Below are 16,160 nucleotides of genomic sequence, written 5' to 3' on the forward strand. Positions count from 1 at the left end.
ATGACCGACGCATTGGTGATTTTTGATTTATGCAAAAGTTTTTCGACGCCAGCGGTATCACATCTGAACCTGCGCATTGAAGCGGGCACGTTTTACGCGCTGCTCGGGCCCAACGGGGCGGGCAAGACCACCACGCTGCGCATGGTGTCGGGGCTTCTGATGCCGGATTCTGGTTCGGTTTCGGTGCTGGGCATCGACGCGCTGGCCGATCCGGTTGCCGCCAAACGCCAGATTGCGCTGGTGCCGGACGAGCCGCAGCTTTACGACAAATTATCGGCGCTGGAATATCTGTCCTTCGTTGCCGGGCTGTGGCAGGTGGATCGCCGGACCGCGGAATCCCGTGCCGAGGAACTGCTGCATCTGCTGGGCCTGTGGGATGTGCGCCATCAGCGCTGCGAAGGATTTTCCCGCGGCATGAAACAGAAAGCCGTGCTGGCCGGGGCGCTGATCCACGCGCCAAAACTGCTTATTCTCGATGAACCACTGACCGGGCTTGATGCGGCGGCCGCCCATCAGGTCAAGGCCCTGCTGGCTGAAAAGGTTCGCGCTGGCGTCACCGTTATTCTGACCACCCATATTCTGGAGGTGGCCGAGCGGCTGGCTGAGAAAATCGGCATCATTCATCATGGTCGTCTGCTGGCAGAAGGCACGCTGGAACAATTACGTGCGGTTTCCGGGCAGCAGGGAACGCTGGAGGATGTCTTCCTGAACCTGACATCTGATGCCCCGCTTGTGGTGGCATCATGACGGGCTGGTTTCCGCCCGGTTCCATCCCGTGGCTGCTGGCACATGAAATGCGGCTGAACCTGCGCAGCTATTTTTCTGGCAAAAGACGCTGGTCGGCGCCTGTTGCGTTGCTGCTGATGATTGTTCTGCTGTCGGTATCCGGCTGGACGCTGGCCAACAGTACAAGCAAGGCGGATCTGGTGCTCAACGCGCCGATGGCGCTGACCATTCTGATGGGGTTGCTGTTTCTGACCTCCATCCAGCTGGCGCAGGCCCTGGCCATGGTGGTGCGGCTGTTTTTTGAACGTGGTGATTACGATCTGTTGCTGGCTTCACCTGTGTCGCCACAGCGCATTTTGTTTGTGCGTGGGGTCGGACTGGCGATGTCGGTCAGTGCACTTTATCTGCTCGTGGCCATTCCCTTTGTGGTACCGTTTGCGGTGCTGGTTGCGCCGCAAATGTTGTTGTCACTGCTGTTCCTTCTGGCGCTGGGTCTGGCGGGAACGGCACTCGGCCTGTGGCTGGCGATGGCCTTGTTTTCCCTGATCGGGGTGCGGCGAACCAAAACGGTTGGTATGGTATTGTCGGCGGTCATCGGGGCGGCAGTTTTTTTGTTCTCGCAGCTGACCGGACAACTACCCTCGGCCAGACACTGGCTGGCCCATTTTATCGCGCAAAGTACTGCCAGCTTTACGCCCGGTGTCTGGTGGGCCATTCCGTTACGGGCGGTGTACGGCGATGTGCTGATCAACCTGATGGCGTTGCTGCTGGCGATCGGGCTGTTCTGGTTTTCGACCCGGATTTTTGGCCGTCGGTTTTCTGTGCTGGTGGCAGCGGCTTCTGTTACAGATGGTCGCCCGGCACGGCGGGTGGGCGCGGTCCGGTTTGGCAACACATTGCGTCGCAGCCTGTTGCATAAGGAATGGATGCTGATCCGGCGCGATCCGACACTGTTGTCACAGGTGCTGATGCAGATCCTCTACCTGATCCCGATGTCTTTTGTGGTGTTGCAGGCGGTGTTAAAGACGGGTGCGGTTTCTGGCTCAGCCAGCGCAGCCCTTGGCGCGATGCTGGCCGGGGGGCTGGTACTGTTCGCCATTCAACTGGCCAGTGAACTGGCGTGGATTGCCATTTCAGCCGAGGATGCGCCGGATTTGCTGGCGGCTGCGCCGGTCAGTGGTGATACCTTGCGCAAGGCAAAGCTTGATGCCGTGCTGACGATGGTTTTTGTCATCTTTATTCTGCCACTGGCCGGATTGCTGTTCTATGCGCCGTGGTCTGGCCTTGTGGCGGTTGCTGGCTGTTATCTTGGCATTGTTTCGGTTGGCTACGTCAATCTGTGGTTTGAACGTCCGCAGCCGCGTCGCAATTTTCTGCGCCGCGGGCAAGGGGATGTCGTGGTGACGCTGGGCCAGTTCTTTTTCGGGGTTGCCTGCACGGCTGTGGTGATACTGCTGGCGCTGCGCTCGTTCTGGTGTGTACCGGCGGTGCTGGTGCCGGTGGCAATGCTGGGCGGGTTTTATTATTTCCGCCGTCAGGATGTTTAGGTCCTGCTCCTAGGCATCGTAACCGTCTCTTTTCTTTTTCGGGCGCATCGTGCTACCGCAGGAAAACGGTTTTCGGCAAACAAGGGGCCACCCCGATGCGACAGTCTACGGACAATCAGCTTAACATCTGTGTCATCAACACAGGCGGGACGATTTCCTGTGTCGGCAATCCGCTGGCCCCGATGACGGCGCAGGATTTTGCCGAGACGTCACAGCGCATTCTCAACCCGATTTTACAGACGGCTTTTCCGCACACGACGATCCACTATGCGCCGTCGCTGCGCTTTTCGCAAAGCGCGTCCGGCACACTCGACAGCACCAATCTGCAGCCGTCCGACTGGTGTGTGATGGCGGGCTACATCCTCGATCACTATGCCGAATTTGATGGTTTCGTTATTCTGCACGGCACCGACACGATGGATTTTTCCGGGGCAGGATTGCCGTTTCTGCTCAATGTCGTCGATCAAAATGGTTTCGGGGCGGCGGTGCTGTCCAAACCGGTCATCATTACCGGCTCGCAGGTGCCGATGTATTATCAGGGTACGGAAGGGGCCGGGCTGCAGCTGAAATTCAACACCGATGCCTATCAGAATTTCTGTGGCGCCATCGCCTGCGCGCGGCTCGGGTTGCCCGAGGTCGGGGTCTATTTCGACTCTCTGTTGTTTCGCGGCAGCCGGGTGCTGAAAATCAATGCCAGCCAGTTCCGCGCGTTTGATAGCCCCAATTATCCGCCGCTGGCAAAGTGCGGTATCGAGCTGGAACTGGCCCCGCAATATCTGTTGCCCGGCCCGGTCGATAAAACCGTCAGTCTGGATAATCCGGCGGCACTGGCCAAAGCCCAGGCGCAGCTGGCCGCGATTCGTGCGGGGATCGACACCCATCCGGTGATGCAGTTTGGCGCGTTTCCGGCCCGCTACAGCGCGGCGGATGGCTCGGCGCTGATCGCCGATCTGTTGACCGCCTGCATGGCCAAAGGGCTTAAAGGTCTGGTGCTGGAATCCTATGGCGAGGGGAATTTTCCGTCCGGCAATCCCGATGCGCCGCAAAAGGGCGGTATCTGCCGCGCGCTGAAAGCGGGGGCTGACGCCGGGCTGATTATTCTGAACTGTACGCAGGTCTTTGCCGGGACGGTGGATGAATCCGCCTATGCCGCCGGGGCGTGGCTGCCGAAGATTGGTGCGCTTAATGCTGCCGACATGACGCCGATGGCGGGCTTTGCCAAGACTATCCTGCTACTGGCCGCCGCCGCCCACCACGGCTGGATGCTGGCCGATGTCAAACGGCTGTTGCAAACCAACCTTTGCGGCGAGATGCAGTCGGTCAGCCGTCTCGACAGCCGTCACAACGACGTGCTGCTGCCGGGCCAGTCGATCCGCGCACTGGATGGCAGCGCCAGTCTGTTCAACGACCCCAAACGCGGGCCGCAACTGATCTGTGCCGGTGGGGATGTGCTATGGTCGCCGTTCGACAATATCAACGCGGGCAAACCCGGTCGCCTGATCATGCAGAATGACGGCAATCTGGTGCTCTATGATGATAACAACACCGCGTTGTGGGCAACCGGGACCACGGTACCGAGCGGGGCGGCTTCGGCGCTGCTGCTGTCCGGCTCGGTGACGGGCGGACTGTCGCTCGACGTGTATGACTATGCGCATGGCAGGCTGGAAAAACGGTTGTTTGGGTCGAAATAACGACAGTTATGGCGCGAGTCTGGTTATAAAATTACCGTATAGCCCGTGATAGTTATTGAAAAATGCGCTTTGCGGCTGGTAATGCGCGTAACGATCCCCTATATCCGGTGCCCTATTGTAACGGAATGTGGAGGTCGCGGTGACCCAGGCGTGGAACCCGCAAAGCTGGCGTGCAAAACCCATTCGGCAAGTGCCGCAGTATCCGGATGAGGTTGCGCTGCAAGCCGTTGAAACCCAGTTAAAGACGTATCCGCCGCTGGTTTTTGCCGGCGAGGCGCGCAATCTTAAAGCCTCGCTGGCCGATGTGGCCGGGGGCCGTGCGTTCCTGTTGCAGGGTGGCGATTGCGCCGAAAGCTTTGCTGAATTTCACCCGGACAATATCCGCGATACCTTCCGTGTGCTGTTGCAGATGGCGGTGGTGCTGACCTTTGCCGCCGGTATGCCGGTGGTGAAAGTGGGCCGTATCGCCGGTCAGTTCGCCAAGCCGCGTTCCGAAGATTTCGAGACCCGTGATGGTGTTTCTCTGCCGTCCTATCGCGGTGACATTATCAATGGCATCGCTTTTGACGAAGCCTCGCGCATTCCCGATCCGCAGCGGCTGATGCAGGCCTATTCCCAGTCGGCGGCGACGCTCAATCTGTTGCGCGCCTTTGCCACCGGCGGTTATGCCGATCTGCACAATGTGCATCGCTGGATGCTGGATTTCGTCACCGATTCCCCGGCGACCGAACGCTATCAGGGGCTGGCCCAGCGTATTTCGGAATCGCTCGACTTTATGGCGGCCTGCGGTGTGACGCCGACCTCGGTGCCGCATTTGCGCTCGACTTCCTTTTATACCAGCCACGAAGCGCTGTTCCTCGGCTTTGACGAGGCGCTGACCCGTATCGATTCCACCTCGGGTGACTGGTACGACACCGCCGCCCATATGGTGTGGATTGGTGATCGCACCCGTCAGGTTGATGGCGCGCATGTCGAGTTCTGCAGGGGTATTCAGAATCCGATCGGCCTCAAATGCGGCCCGTCGCTTTCGCTGGAGGATCTGAAACGGCTGTCCGAAGCGCTCAATCCGGCGAACGAGCCGGGGCGTCTGACGCTGATCTGCCGTTTCGGTGCTGACAAGGTGGCCGATGGCCTGCCCAAGCTGATCCGCGCGGTCGAAGCCGAAGGGCTGAACGTGGTGTGGTCCTGCGATCCGATGCATGGCAACACCATCAAATCGCCCACCGGTTACAAGACGCGGCCCTTTGATCGCATCCTGAAGGAAGTGAAGACCTTCTTCGAGGTCCATCGCGCCGAGGGCACCTATGCCGGTGGCGTGCATTTCGAGATGACCGGTCAGAACGTCACCGAATGTCTGGGCGGTGCGCAGGCGATTGGCGACGAAGATTTGCAGAAGCGTTATCACACCCATTGTGATCCGCGCCTCAACGCCAGTCAGGCACTGGAACTGGCTTTCCAGCTGTCGGAATCGCTCCGGGCCGAACGGATTAAACAGGCTCAGGCTTCGGCCGCGTAAAGCCGGGGGCGGGCAGGGTGTGCGCATGACGGGGTTGGCCCGACTTCTGGCTAAGGCCTGGATCATTTTCTGCCTTTATGCCGGTGGGCTGGCCAGCGGCTGGTATTGGTCGGCTGGTGGTGATCTGGCTGGTTTTGCGGCGGTTATCGCTGTACCGGTGGGGTTGTTTGCCGCCCTCGGGCTGGTTTTTGCGGCGGGCTATCTGTTTCTGGCCCGCCATGGCGCCCCGCACCGCCCATTTGTCTTTATTGTCGGCTTTAACGAGGCGGTGTTCGTCGCCTTTACCCTGATCAGCTTCATCAATCAGGTATTTTTCGCGCCCAGGCATCTGGATGGCACGCTGTCCACTGCGCTGGAGCGGGCGCTTTACTCCGCCATTCCGGGCCAGCGTGCGCTGGTGGCAGTGCTCAGGCCCTGCATGATCGATGGCGGGCGGATTTTTGCTTCCGGCATCACCTGGTGTCTGGCCATCATCTATCTCGGCTCGGCGCTGTCCCGTCTGAAAATCACCGCCACGATTATCCGGTTATCGGATGACGCGGGCGGCATGGGCTCTGTGGTGGTGGCAATCCTGCTTGGTCTGATCTCGCTGGCGGGGATTTACGCACTCTATATAGGGGGCGCCTATGCCCTGTTCTCGTGCAGTTTTCTTGCCGGAATCGGGGGCGGGCTACTGATCGGTCTGGCCCCCCTGATGCTGGCCTATGCCATTGCCATGGCTTGGGCGGCCGCAATGGCCGGGGCGAAGAAATAATATTTCAGTCCTGACGGGCGTCATTTCGTGAGCTTTGTGACGTAAGCGTTATAGTCCTTAACTGGGTGATTTTAATCAATTTTCCCTTGGAACTATAGGCTTTTAGCCGTTCCGGTAAGGTGTCGTTGACCCCGATTATCGTCCAGTTTCAAGCACCTGCGCCCTTTGGTGTAACAAGGCGCAATATTTTATGACTCGCATCTGGGACGCGGCGCGACCACTTATATGCTCAAGAAATTAGGTCAAATTGTGAGGTTTGCCTCGTGTCACCCATGCGCATCGCCAGCACCAACTCCACCACGCTCAAGGCTGCCGTCATCGGCGCCGGGGCGTTCGGTCGTCATCACGCTGCCAAGTATCGCGCGATTGATGGGGTGGAACTGGTCGCCGTTGCTGATCCGTCGGCCGCCGCGCGCAAAGCCATGTCTGATTTGCACAGCGTTGCCGTGACCGCCAACTGGCGGGATCTGCTGGGTAAAGTCGATCTGGTCACGGTCGCCACCCCGGCGGTAACCCATGCCGAGATCGTACGGGCCTTCCTGAATGCCGGCGCCAATGTGCTGGTTGAAAAGCCGATCGCCACCACGCTGGAAGAAGCGGACGAGCTGATCGAATTGTCGGAAAAATTCGGTAAGGTTCTGACGGTTGACCATCAGGAACGCTTTGTTTTCTCGCGTACCGGCCTGCTCGATTACGACGAAGTGCCGCTTGAAGTTTCCTGCTGGCGCATGGGCCCGTGGTCTGGCCGTGGTGCCGACGTCAGCATCGTGCTCGATCTGATGATCCACGATCTGGATCTGGTCCATCAGCTTGTTCCGGGCAAGGTCCGCAACGTCAAGGCGTCAGGCCGGATGGAAAAGTCCGCCTACCCGGACGAGGTTGAGGCCGTTGCCGTCTTCGAAAATGGTGCCGTTGCCCGCCTGACCGCCAGCCGTATCGCCGAACGTAAGCGCGGTATGCGGGTGGTTTATGCTGACGGTGTGGTTGAAATCGACTTTTTGACCCGTCAGGTCATTAATACCACGCCGCGCCCGCTCAAGGCGCTGCAGATGGATGACCCGCTGGGCGAATCGGTTTCGGGTTTCGTGCGGGCCGTGCAAACCAAGACCGAGCCGCTGGTGCGTGCCCGTCAGGCCCGCAACGCTTTGGCCACCGCGCTGATGATCGACGACGCTGCCGAACGCAGCATGCCGCTTCCGCAGCATCTGCCCGGGATTGCCGTTCCCGCCGCCGCCTGATTCTTACAGTTTCGCCTTTTTATTGACGGGCTGGCACGCTAAATAGCGGGCTATGATGGAACACTTGCGCATTGCTGTAGCTCAGCTCAACCCGTGCATGGGCGATATTGCCGGTAACCTTGCCAAGGCGCGCAACGCCCGCGCTGCCGCTGAAAGTGCCGGGGCCGACCTTCTGCTGTTTACCGAACTGTTTATCATCGGTTATCCACCGGAAGATCTGGTCCTCAAGCAAGCGTTCCAAGCCGATGCCCGCGCGGCCATCGAAGAACTGGCCAAAGATACCGTCACCGGCCCGGCTGTGCTGATCGGCACGCCCTGGGTGGTGGATGGCGTGCTCTATAACGGCCTTGCAGTGCTCGATGGTGGCAAGCTGGTCGCGGTCAGCCGCAAATATGACCTGCCCAATTACGGCGTGTTCGATGAGAAGCGGGTCTTTAGCGCTGGCCCCCTGCCGGAACCGGTGATGGTGCGCGGTGTGCGCCTTGGCCTGCCGATCTGCGAAGACATCTGGACCCCCGCTGCCGTGCAGCATCTGGCATCCGCCGGGGCCGAACTGATCCTGGTGCCCAATGGCTCGCCGTTTGAAACCGGCAAGGAAGATGTCCGCCTGCAGCTGGTGCGCCAGCGGGTGCGTGAAATCGGCCTGCCGCTGGTCTATCTCAATCAGGTCGGCGGTCAGGACGAGGTGGTGTTTGATGGCGCCTCGCTCATCGTCAATGCCGATGGTTCGGTGCCGGTGTCGCTGCCTGCGTGGCAAGAGAAACTCGCCCTGACCGATTGGGCGCGTACCGGGGCGGGCTGGGTTTGCGCCCCCGGGGAAACCGTGCCGCTGGAGGACCGTCTGGAGTCGATCTGGCGCGCTATGGTGCTGGGGTTGGCTGACTATGTGAACAAGAACCGCTTCTCCGGCGTGGTGTTGGGCATGTCGGGCGGGATCGATTCCGCCTTGTCTGCCGCCGTGGCGGTCGATGCGCTGGGGCCGGAGCGGGTGCGTTCGGTGATGATGCCGTCGCGCTATACCTCGGGTGACAGTCTGCAAGATGCCGAAGAATGCGCCGGACTGCTTGGCATTTCCTATGAAACGGTGGTGATCGAACCGGCGGTAGATGCCTTCACCGCTATACTGGCACAACCCTTTGCCGGTCGTAAAGCTGATACCACGGAAGAAAATCTTCAGTCGCGTATCCGCGGCCTGATCCTGATGGCGATCTCCAACAAGTTCGGCCCGATGGTGCTGACCACCGGCAACAAGTCGGAAATGAGCGTTGGCTATGCCACGCTCTATGGCGACATGTGCGGCGGCTATAATGTGCTGAAAGACATCTACAAGACCACGGTGTTCAAGCTGGCGCGCTGGCGCAACGCCCATGTTCCGCCCGGTGCGCTGGGGCCGTCAGGTATTGTGATTCCGGAGCGCATCATCACCAAGCCGCCGACGGCGGAACTGCGTGAAAACCAGAAGGACGAGGATTCCCTGCCGCCCTATGATATTCTCGACGGCATTCTGGAATGTCTGGTCGAAAAGGAAATGGCGTTTGAGGATGTCGTGGCCAGGGGCTACGATCCTGCCACCGTCAAGCGGATCGAGCATCTGTTGTACATTTCCGAATATAAGCGTCGTCAGGCCCCGCCGGGCGTCAAAATCGGGCCGCGCAATTTCGGCCGTGACCGCCGTTATCCCATCACCAATGCTTTCCGAGATGCCCGATGAGCCAGACCATTGTTCGCTTCGCCCCGTCGCCGACCGGTCTGTTGCATGTCGGCAATGCCCGCACGGCGGTTCTGAACTATCTGTTGGCCCGTCAGGCCGGTGGAAAGTTCCTGCTGCGCATCGACGATACCGATACCGAGCGCTCTAAAGCCGAATATGAAGCCGCCATTCTGGCCGATCTGAAATGGATGGGCCTTGAGCATGATCTGTTCGCCCGCCAGTCGGAGCGGACGGATGCCCATGCCGCTGCAGCGGAAAAGCTTAAAGCCGCCGGGCTCATCTATCCCTGTTACGAGACGGCGCTGGAACTGGATCGCCGCCGCAAGCGCCAGATCGCGCTGGGCCGCCCGCCGGTTTATGACCGCGCGGCGCTGAAACTGACCGATGAGGATAAGGCCAAATTCGAAGCCGAAGGGCGCAAACCCCATTGGCGTTTCAAGCTGTCACACAAGAAGATCGCCTTCCATGATCTGATCCGCGGGGATGTCGAGATCGACACCGCCAATCTGTCCGATCCGGTGCTGATCCGTGGCGATGGCCGGTTCCTCTACACCCTGCCGTCGGTGGTTGACGATATCGACTTTGCCATCAGCCACATCGTGCGCGGCGAAGACCATGTCACCAACACCGCAGTGCAGATCGAGATTTTCGAGGCGCTTGGGGCCAAGGCCCCGATTTTCGCCCATCATCCGCTGTTGATCGGTGCGGGCGGCGAGGCGCTGTCCAAGCGTCTGGGCTCGCTGTCGCTGGGTTCATTGCGCGAGGATGGGCTGGAGCCGCTGGCGCTGGTGAGCTATTTGGCCAAGACCGGCACATCCGATGCCGTGGCCCCGGCGGCGGCAATGGCAGATCTGGTGACGGGCTTCACGTTGGCCAAGATCGGCCGCGCCCCGGCCCATTTCGACCCGGCAGAGCTGGTCAAACTCAATGCCAAACAGTTGCACGCCACGCCCTTTTCGGCGGTGGCCGAACGGCTGGCAACGGCCGGAATCGGTGGGGAAGAGGCGTTTTGGGAGGCTGCGCGGGCCAATCTGACCTATTTTAGCGACGTTGCCGGGATCTGGCAGCTGGTCACCGGACCGGTGACGCCGGTGGTTGAAGATGCCGCTTTATGCGCTGCGGCAGCCGGAGCCTTGCCGCCCGAGCCTTGGGACGAAACGACTTGGAATGCTTGGACAAAGTTGGTTACCGAGGCCACCGGGGCGAAGGGGCGGGCGCTTTTTCACCCCTTAAGGCTGGCGTTAACCGGCGAGGACCATGGACCTGAGCTTAAAAAGCTGCTACCTCTGATCGGGCGAGCCAAAGCCTTGGGCCGCTTAAAAGGGGAACCGGCGTGACTTTTTTCGCCATCGCCATTACGGGTCGAATTTGCGGCTAAGCGCCGCGATACCCCCTTTTGCCCAAAATCTACCGTTATCCTTTCAGCTTGGCGCTATTTTCGGCGCCAGGCCTCTATGTGAGCACGTATCATGACCATTCGCCTTTACAACACGCTGACCCATGCCAAAGAAGATTTCGCGCCGATCGATCCGGCCAATGTCCGGCTCTATGTCTGCGGGCCAACGGTCTATGACTATGCCCATATTGGTAACGCCCGTCCGGTGATCGTGTTCGACGTGCTGTTCCGTCTGTTGCGCCATGTCTATGGCGAAAGCCATGTCACCTATGTGCGCAACATCACCGATGTTGATGACAAGATTAACGCCCGCGCCGCCACTGTGGCCGCTGCCGATGGCTTAAGCGTTGAAGAGGCCCGTGCCCAGATTACCAAGGCGACCGCCGAACAGTTTGTCGCTGATGTCACCGCGCTGGGCTCGCTGCCGCCGACGTTTACGCCGCGCGCCACCGAACATATTGGCGATATGATTACGCTGATCGAGCGTTTGATTGGGGCCGGTCATGCCTATGTCGCCGAGGGCCATGTGCTGTACGATGTCACCTCCAAGCCCGATTATGGCAAGCTGGCCAACCGCTCGCCCGACGAGATGCTGGCCGGTGCGCGGATCGAGGTGGCGCCCTACAAGAAAAGCCCGATGGATTTCGTGCTGTGGAAGCCGTCTGACGACAGCCAGCCGGGCTGGGAATCCCCGTGGGGGCGTGGCCGTCCGGGCTGGCATATCGAATGCTCAGCGATGAGTGGCAAGCTGCTGGGCGACACCTTCGACATTCATGGCGGCGGCGTTGATCTGACCTTCCCGCATCATGAAAACGAGATTGCCCAATCCGAAGGTGCCCATGACGGTCATCCGCTGGCGCGCTACTGGTTGCATAACGGCTTTCTGCAGGTCGAAGGCGAGAAGATGTCGAAGTCCCTCGGCAATTTCCTCACCATCAACGATCTGCTCAAAGATTGGCAGGGCGAGGCGTTGCGCTTCAACATGCTGAAAACCCATTACCGTCAGCCGCTCGACTGGACGGTGAAGGATCTGCGCATTGCGGTCAAAACCCTAAACCATTGGTACGATCTGATCGGCAACACGCCGGATAATCCCGAACTGCTTGATGCCGCCTTTGCCGAGTACAAGCTGGAAGAAACCCTTGGCGATGATCTGAACGTACCCGCAGCGCTGCCGCGCTTTCATTATATGGCGGCGACGTTAAGCGAGCAGAGAAATCCGCCCAAAGAAGAACTCGCCAAATTCAAGATGGCGGCGGGTTTCCTCGGTCTCATGCGCTCCAACGCTACCGGCTGGTTTGCCGCGCGCCGCGCAGTCCCCGAGGTGGATGCCGCCGATATTGAAGCCCGCATCGCGGCCCGCACTGAAGCCCGTAAAGCGCGCGATTTTGCCGAAGCCGATCGCATCCGTGACGAGCTGCTGGCCCGTGGTATCGTGCTCAAGGACGGTGCCGATGGCACAGCCTGGGAGGTTAAACAGTGAGCGAGCAGCTTTATCTCTTTGACACCACCTTGCGTGACGGCGCCCAGACCCAGGGCGTCGATTTCTCGGTCGAAGATAAGCGCCGCATTGCGTTGGCGCTCGACCATCTCGGTATCGATTATATCGAGGGCGGCTGGCCAGGGGCGAACCCGGGTGACACCCGCTTTTTCAGCGACCGGCCCAGGTTTAACCGCGCCCGTTTTACCGCCTTTGGCATGACCAAGCGGGCAGGCCGCAGCCTGTCCAACGATCCCGGTTTCAATCAGGTGATCAGCGCCGATGTCGATGCGGTCTGTCTGGTTGGTAAAACCTGGGATTTTCAGGTTGATGTTGCACTGGGTATTCCGCGCAACGAAAATATTGACAGCATCGCCCAGTCGATTGTCGCGGTAAAAGAAACCGGGCGTGAGGCGCTGTTCGACGCCGAACATTTCTTCGATGGCTACAAGGCCAATGCCGGCTATGCGCTGGATTGCCTTAAAGCCGCTGCCGATGCCGGGGTGAACTGGCTGGTGCTGTGCGATACCAACGGCGGCACCATGCCGGAAGATGCCTATCGCATCGTTTCAGAAATTAAAGCCAAATTGCCAGAAGCGCATTTTGGCATTCATGCCCATAACGATACCGATCAGGCCGTGGCCGTATCGCTGGCGGCGGTGCGCGGTGGAGCGCGGCAGATTCAAGGTTCGATCAATGGGCTGGGTGAACGCTGTGGTAACGCCAATCTGTGTTCGATCATTCCGACGCTGCTGCTGAAAGAGACGTATGCGGATCAGTTCACGACCGGTATTGCACCGGAAGGCTTGCGCGATATTACCAAGGCTTCGCGGCTGCTTGATGAAATTCTGAATCGCGCGCCCAATCGCCATGCGCCCTATGTCGGACCGTCGGCCTTTGCCCATAAGGGGGGCTTACATTCCTCGGCCATGCTGAAGGATACCCGCACTTACGAACATGTTGGCCCTGAAATGGTGGGCAATGTGCGCACCATTCTGGTTTCCGATCAGGCCGGGCGCTCCAATCTGCTGGCGCGGCTGAAAGATGTCGGCATTACGCTTGATGGCAAGGATGCCCGTCTGGGCAAATTGTTGGACGAGATCAAACAGCGTGAATTCCTCGGCTATACCTATGACGGGGCCGATGCGTCATTTGAACTTTTGGCGCGTCGGGTGCTTGGTGATGTGCCGGAGTATTTCGATGTGCAGAATTTCCGTGTCATTGTCGAGAAACGCCATAACTCGACCGGTGATCTGGTCACCGTGTCAGAGGCAACTGTCCGTGTTCTGGTCGATGGGGCCGAGTTGTACAATGCCGGCGCCGGTCATGGCCCGGTCGATGCGCTGAACTCGGCCTTGCGTAAAGACCTCACCAAATATGCCGCTGTGCTCGCCGATCTTGAGCTGGTCGATTATAAGGTGCGGATCCTGACCTCGGGTACCGAGGCAATCACCCGTGTCATGATCGAAAGCAAGGATGGCACCGGGGCGCGCTGGTCTACCGTGGGGGTATCAGAAAATATCGTCGATGCGTCATTCGAGGCGCTGACAGATTCGGTGCGCTATAAGCTTTTGCGCGATGGAGCGGCGGCGTAACCGATATGGGGGAAGAACCAAAGAACGAGATCGTCGGGGTGCTCTATGCCCTGGCGGCTTATACCATGTGGGGTCTGTTGCCGCTGTACTGGCGGCTCCTGGATGGTGTTGCGCCGTTTGAAGTTGCGATGCATCGCATCTTCTGGTGCGCGTTACTGGTCGGTGTCATCACGCTGATGCGTAAGCGGGTGCCGCGGATACGTGGCGTGTTACGGCGGCGGCGTCTGCTGCTGGCGCTGACACTTTCCAGCTTGCTGATTGCCGTCAACTGGACGACCTATATCTACAGCGTTGCTCTGCACCATGTGGTTGAGGCGTCGCTGGGCTATTTCATCAATCCGCTGCTGTCGATTTTGCTCGGCGTGTTTCTGCTCGGCGAAAAAATCTCCGGGCTGCGCATTGCGGCAGTGGTGCTGGCCTCGCTGGCGCTGGTGGTCAAGGCCGTGCTGCTTGGCCATGTGCCGGTCATTGCGCTGGTGCTGGCGCTGACTTTTGCCCTGTATGGTTATGTCCGTAAGCTGGTGCCGGTCGATCCGCTCGACGGGCTGTTTATTGAATCCGCGTTGCTGGTGCCGGTCGCACTGATTGTGCTGGTGGTGCAGGGCTTGCCGCAGCCGTTCGCGCTGGCGCAGATCCCGACACAGGGGGCGGTCCTGCTCATTATCAGTGGTGCGGTGACAGCCTTACCGCTGACGCTGTTTGCGGCCGGGGCGCGACGCATCCGGCTTTCAACGCTTGGTTTCGTGCAATATATCTCGCCGGTTCTGACCCTGCTGGTCGCCATTTTGTTGTTCCGTGAACCGTTCACGGCGGTGGATGGTTTTACCTTCGGCTGTATCTGGCTGGCTTTGTTGCTGGTGTTTTTTGAAAAGCCCTTGCAACGCTGGCTGCCATTGGCCCGTCATGCGGGCTAACGGTTACGGGGCTTAAAATGGGTGCGTCGGTAAAACAGAACGAAACCAGAGGCATTATTCTGGTCTTTGTTTCGTATGTCATCTGGGGTTTGTTTCCACTTTATTGGTGCCTGCTGGAAAATGTGCCCCCGGTGGAAATCGCGCTGCATCGGATGGTGTGGTGTGCGCTATTTGCCGCCGCCATCGTGCAGACCCGCCAGCGCTGGGCCGCCATTGCACAGGTGTTATCGACCTGGCGCAAAGTCGGCGCGCTGATGATTTCCGGCCTGCTGGTTGCCGCTGACTGGACCTTTTACATCTGGGGCGTGGCCTCGCATCAACTGGTGCAGGCGTCGCTGGGTCTGTTCATCATGCCGCTGGTGTCGATCCTGCTCGGCGTCGTGCTGCTGGGCGAGCGGATTTCGCCGATGCGTGCGGTGGCGATGGGCTTAGGTATCGCGGCGCTGGCGGTGCAGATTATCGCGTTTGGCCATATGCCGTGGATCGCCTTTGGTATTGCGGTTTCCTTCGGTCTTTACGGCTATGTGCGCAAGAAGGTTGTGGTCGATCCGCTTGACGGGCTGTTTGTCGAAACCGCCTTACTGGCGCCGTTCGCCGCCGTTGCACTGATCGTGATGGGGCTGATGGGGGCGGGGGCGTTCACCCTCTCACTGTCACTAAGCAATCGGGCACTGACCGATGTGCTGCTGATCTGCGGCGGCGCGGTGACCGCCATTCCGCTGGCCCTGTTTGTGTCGGGGGCGCGGCGCATCCGGCTGTCGACCGTCGGCTTCGTGCAGTATTTTTCGCCCGGCCTGACACTGTCGCTGGCGGTGTTCGGGTTTAAGGAGCGGTTCTCGCCGGTCGATGCCGCCGCGTTCGGTTGTTTGTGGAGCGCGCTGATCCTGGTCTGGATGGAAAGCTGGATCGCGAAACGGCGCGCCTCAGCCTAACAGTTGTTGCAGGCGGGCCATGGCCTCGGCGGGGCTGGCCACCGTCTCATAGACATCTTTATAACCGTCGCGCATCAGCCCTGCGGCCTGCATATGCGCCACCAGCGCATTGAGCGGGGCGAAATAGCCGTCAACATCAACCAGCAGAATGGGCTGATGGATGCGGTTGAGGCCCTTCAGCGTCATCACCTCGAAAAATTCGTCCATCGTGCCAGGGCCGCCGGGCAGAATGACGAAAGCGGCTGCCGCATCAATCATTTGGTTCTTGCGCTGGGCCATATCGCTGGTCAGTACCAGATCATGCACCCATTCCGGCGGCAACTCATAGCTGCGTAAAAAGTCCGGCATGATGCCCAGAATGTCGCCGCCGGCCGCTGCGGTGGCCCGCGCCAGCGTGCCCATCATACCGGCCCCACCGCCGCCATAAATCAGCGAAAAGCCATTGCTTCCGATCAACTGACCGAAGCGTTCCGCGCTTTGCGAAAAATGGGGGTTGTTACCGTCGCTGGAACCACAAAATACGCAAATGGCGGGCTTTTGTTTCATAATGAATGCCTTAAAGAACGTTTTTCCGCCTAAGTATCTAACTGCTCCACTGGGGCTTGCGAACGAAGGCGGAACTTTCTAAACAGATTGGCTATAGCCCGCCCATGGGGCGGG

General features: G+C 59.5%; 13 protein-coding genes. 12 read left to right on the forward strand and 1 reads right to left on the reverse strand.

The genetic code is table 11. The features are described 5' to 3' along the window. From ACZ5RI_RS05740 to rarD (ACZ5RI_RS05795), 12 genes are all read left to right on the forward strand, one after another. Nucleotides 1-747, forward strand: a complete 747-nt coding sequence (locus ACZ5RI_RS05740) for an ABC transporter ATP-binding protein (RefSeq protein WP_464515556.1) — start codon at nt 1-3, stop codon at nt 745-747. After that, a complete protein-coding gene (locus tag ACZ5RI_RS05745; protein ID WP_464515159.1) occupies nt 744-2,273 on the forward strand; it encodes a hypothetical protein in 1,530 nt (509 codons plus the stop codon). Before ACZ5RI_RS05740 ends, ACZ5RI_RS05745 begins: the two co-directional genes overlap by 4 nt. A gap of 95 nt (nt 2,274-2,368) precedes the next feature. Beyond that, complete coding sequence (locus tag ACZ5RI_RS05750; RefSeq protein ID WP_464515160.1) at nt 2,369-3,964, forward strand: asparaginase domain-containing protein; 1,596 nt, start codon at nt 2,369-2,371, stop codon at nt 3,962-3,964. Nucleotides 3,965-4,103: 139 nt separating this feature from the next. Next, nucleotides 4,104-5,480 carry a class II 3-deoxy-7-phosphoheptulonate synthase gene (locus tag ACZ5RI_RS05755; RefSeq protein WP_464515161.1) on the forward strand — a complete coding sequence of 459 codons (1,377 nt, stop codon included), beginning with the start codon at nt 4,104-4,106 and terminating at the stop codon, nt 5,478-5,480. 25 nt (nt 5,481-5,505) lie between these two features. Next, complete coding sequence (locus tag ACZ5RI_RS05760) at nt 5,506-6,234, forward strand: hypothetical protein (RefSeq protein ID WP_464515162.1); 729 nt, start codon at nt 5,506-5,508, stop codon at nt 6,232-6,234. Nucleotides 6,235-6,506: 272 nt separating this feature from the next. Continuing rightward, nucleotides 6,507-7,472, forward strand: coding sequence for a Gfo/Idh/MocA family protein (locus ACZ5RI_RS05765; RefSeq protein WP_464515557.1), 966 nt, complete (start codon nt 6,507-6,509; stop codon nt 7,470-7,472). A gap of 52 nt (nt 7,473-7,524) precedes the next feature. Beyond that, a complete protein-coding gene (locus ACZ5RI_RS05770) occupies nt 7,525-9,183 on the forward strand; it encodes an NAD+ synthase (RefSeq protein WP_464515163.1) in 1,659 nt (552 codons plus the stop codon). Beyond that, nucleotides 9,180-10,520, forward strand: a complete 1,341-nt coding sequence (gltX, locus tag ACZ5RI_RS05775; RefSeq protein WP_464515164.1) for a glutamate--tRNA ligase — start codon at nt 9,180-9,182, stop codon at nt 10,518-10,520. The genes ACZ5RI_RS05770 and gltX overlap by 4 nt, the downstream gene beginning before the upstream one ends. A 132-nt stretch (nt 10,521-10,652) precedes the next feature. Further along, the gene (gene cysS / locus ACZ5RI_RS05780; protein WP_464515165.1) at nt 10,653-12,062 is read left to right on the forward strand and encodes a cysteine--tRNA ligase; all 1,410 of its coding nucleotides are present in this window, start codon (nt 10,653-10,655) and stop codon (nt 12,060-12,062) included. Then, nucleotides 12,059-13,654 (forward strand): citramalate synthase, encoded by a 1,596-nt coding sequence (gene cimA, locus ACZ5RI_RS05785; protein ID WP_464515166.1) that lies wholly within the window; start codon nt 12,059-12,061, stop codon nt 13,652-13,654. Before cysS ends, cimA begins: the two co-directional genes overlap by 4 nt. A 5-nt stretch (nt 13,655-13,659) precedes the next feature. Continuing rightward, nucleotides 13,660-14,568: an EamA family transporter RarD gene (rarD, locus tag ACZ5RI_RS05790; protein ID WP_464515167.1), complete on the forward strand. Its 909-nt coding sequence runs from the start codon at nt 13,660-13,662 to the stop codon at nt 14,566-14,568. Nucleotides 14,569-14,585: 17 nt separating this feature from the next. Then, nucleotides 14,586-15,500, forward strand: a complete 915-nt coding sequence (gene rarD / locus ACZ5RI_RS05795; protein ID WP_464515168.1) for an EamA family transporter RarD — start codon at nt 14,586-14,588, stop codon at nt 15,498-15,500. On the opposite strand, the gene ACZ5RI_RS05800 is transcribed toward rarD (ACZ5RI_RS05795), so the two are convergent. After that, entirely contained in the window at nt 15,492-16,046 is a 555-nt protein-coding gene (locus ACZ5RI_RS05800) for an LOG family protein (RefSeq protein WP_464515169.1), read from the reverse strand. The genes rarD (ACZ5RI_RS05795) and ACZ5RI_RS05800 overlap by 9 nt on opposite strands. Nucleotides 16,047-16,160 lie beyond the last annotated feature (114 nt).

The sequence above is a fragment of the Micropepsis pineolensis genome (assembly GCF_055392125.1).

Excerpts from the sequence above, each read along its gene's own strand:
- ACZ5RI_RS05800 (WP_464515169.1), bottom strand. The coding sequence starts at position 16,046 with ATGAAACAAAAGCCCGCCATTTGCGTATTTTGTGGTTCCAGCGACGGT.
- ACZ5RI_RS05760 (WP_464515162.1), top strand. The coding sequence starts at position 5,506 with ATGACGGGGTTGGCCCGACTTCTGGCTAAGGCCTGGATCATTTTCTGC.
- ACZ5RI_RS05765 (WP_464515557.1), top strand. The coding sequence starts at position 6,507 with ATGCGCATCGCCAGCACCAACTCCACCACGCTCAAGGCTGCCGTCATC.
- rarD (WP_464515167.1), top strand. The coding sequence starts at position 13,660 with ATGGGGGAAGAACCAAAGAACGAGATCGTCGGGGTGCTCTATGCCCTG.
- rarD (WP_464515168.1), top strand. The coding sequence starts at position 14,586 with ATGGGTGCGTCGGTAAAACAGAACGAAACCAGAGGCATTATTCTGGTC.
- cysS (WP_464515165.1), top strand. The coding sequence starts at position 10,653 with ATGACCATTCGCCTTTACAACACGCTGACCCATGCCAAAGAAGATTTC.
- ACZ5RI_RS05750 (WP_464515160.1), top strand. The coding sequence starts at position 2,369 with ATGCGACAGTCTACGGACAATCAGCTTAACATCTGTGTCATCAACACA.
- gltX (WP_464515164.1), top strand. The coding sequence starts at position 9,180 with ATGAGCCAGACCATTGTTCGCTTCGCCCCGTCGCCGACCGGTCTGTTG.
- ACZ5RI_RS05740 (WP_464515556.1), top strand. The coding sequence starts at position 1 with ATGACCGACGCATTGGTGATTTTTGATTTATGCAAAAGTTTTTCGACG.
- ACZ5RI_RS05770 (WP_464515163.1), top strand. The coding sequence starts at position 7,525 with ATGATGGAACACTTGCGCATTGCTGTAGCTCAGCTCAACCCGTGCATG.
- ACZ5RI_RS05745 (WP_464515159.1), top strand. The coding sequence starts at position 744 with ATGACGGGCTGGTTTCCGCCCGGTTCCATCCCGTGGCTGCTGGCACAT.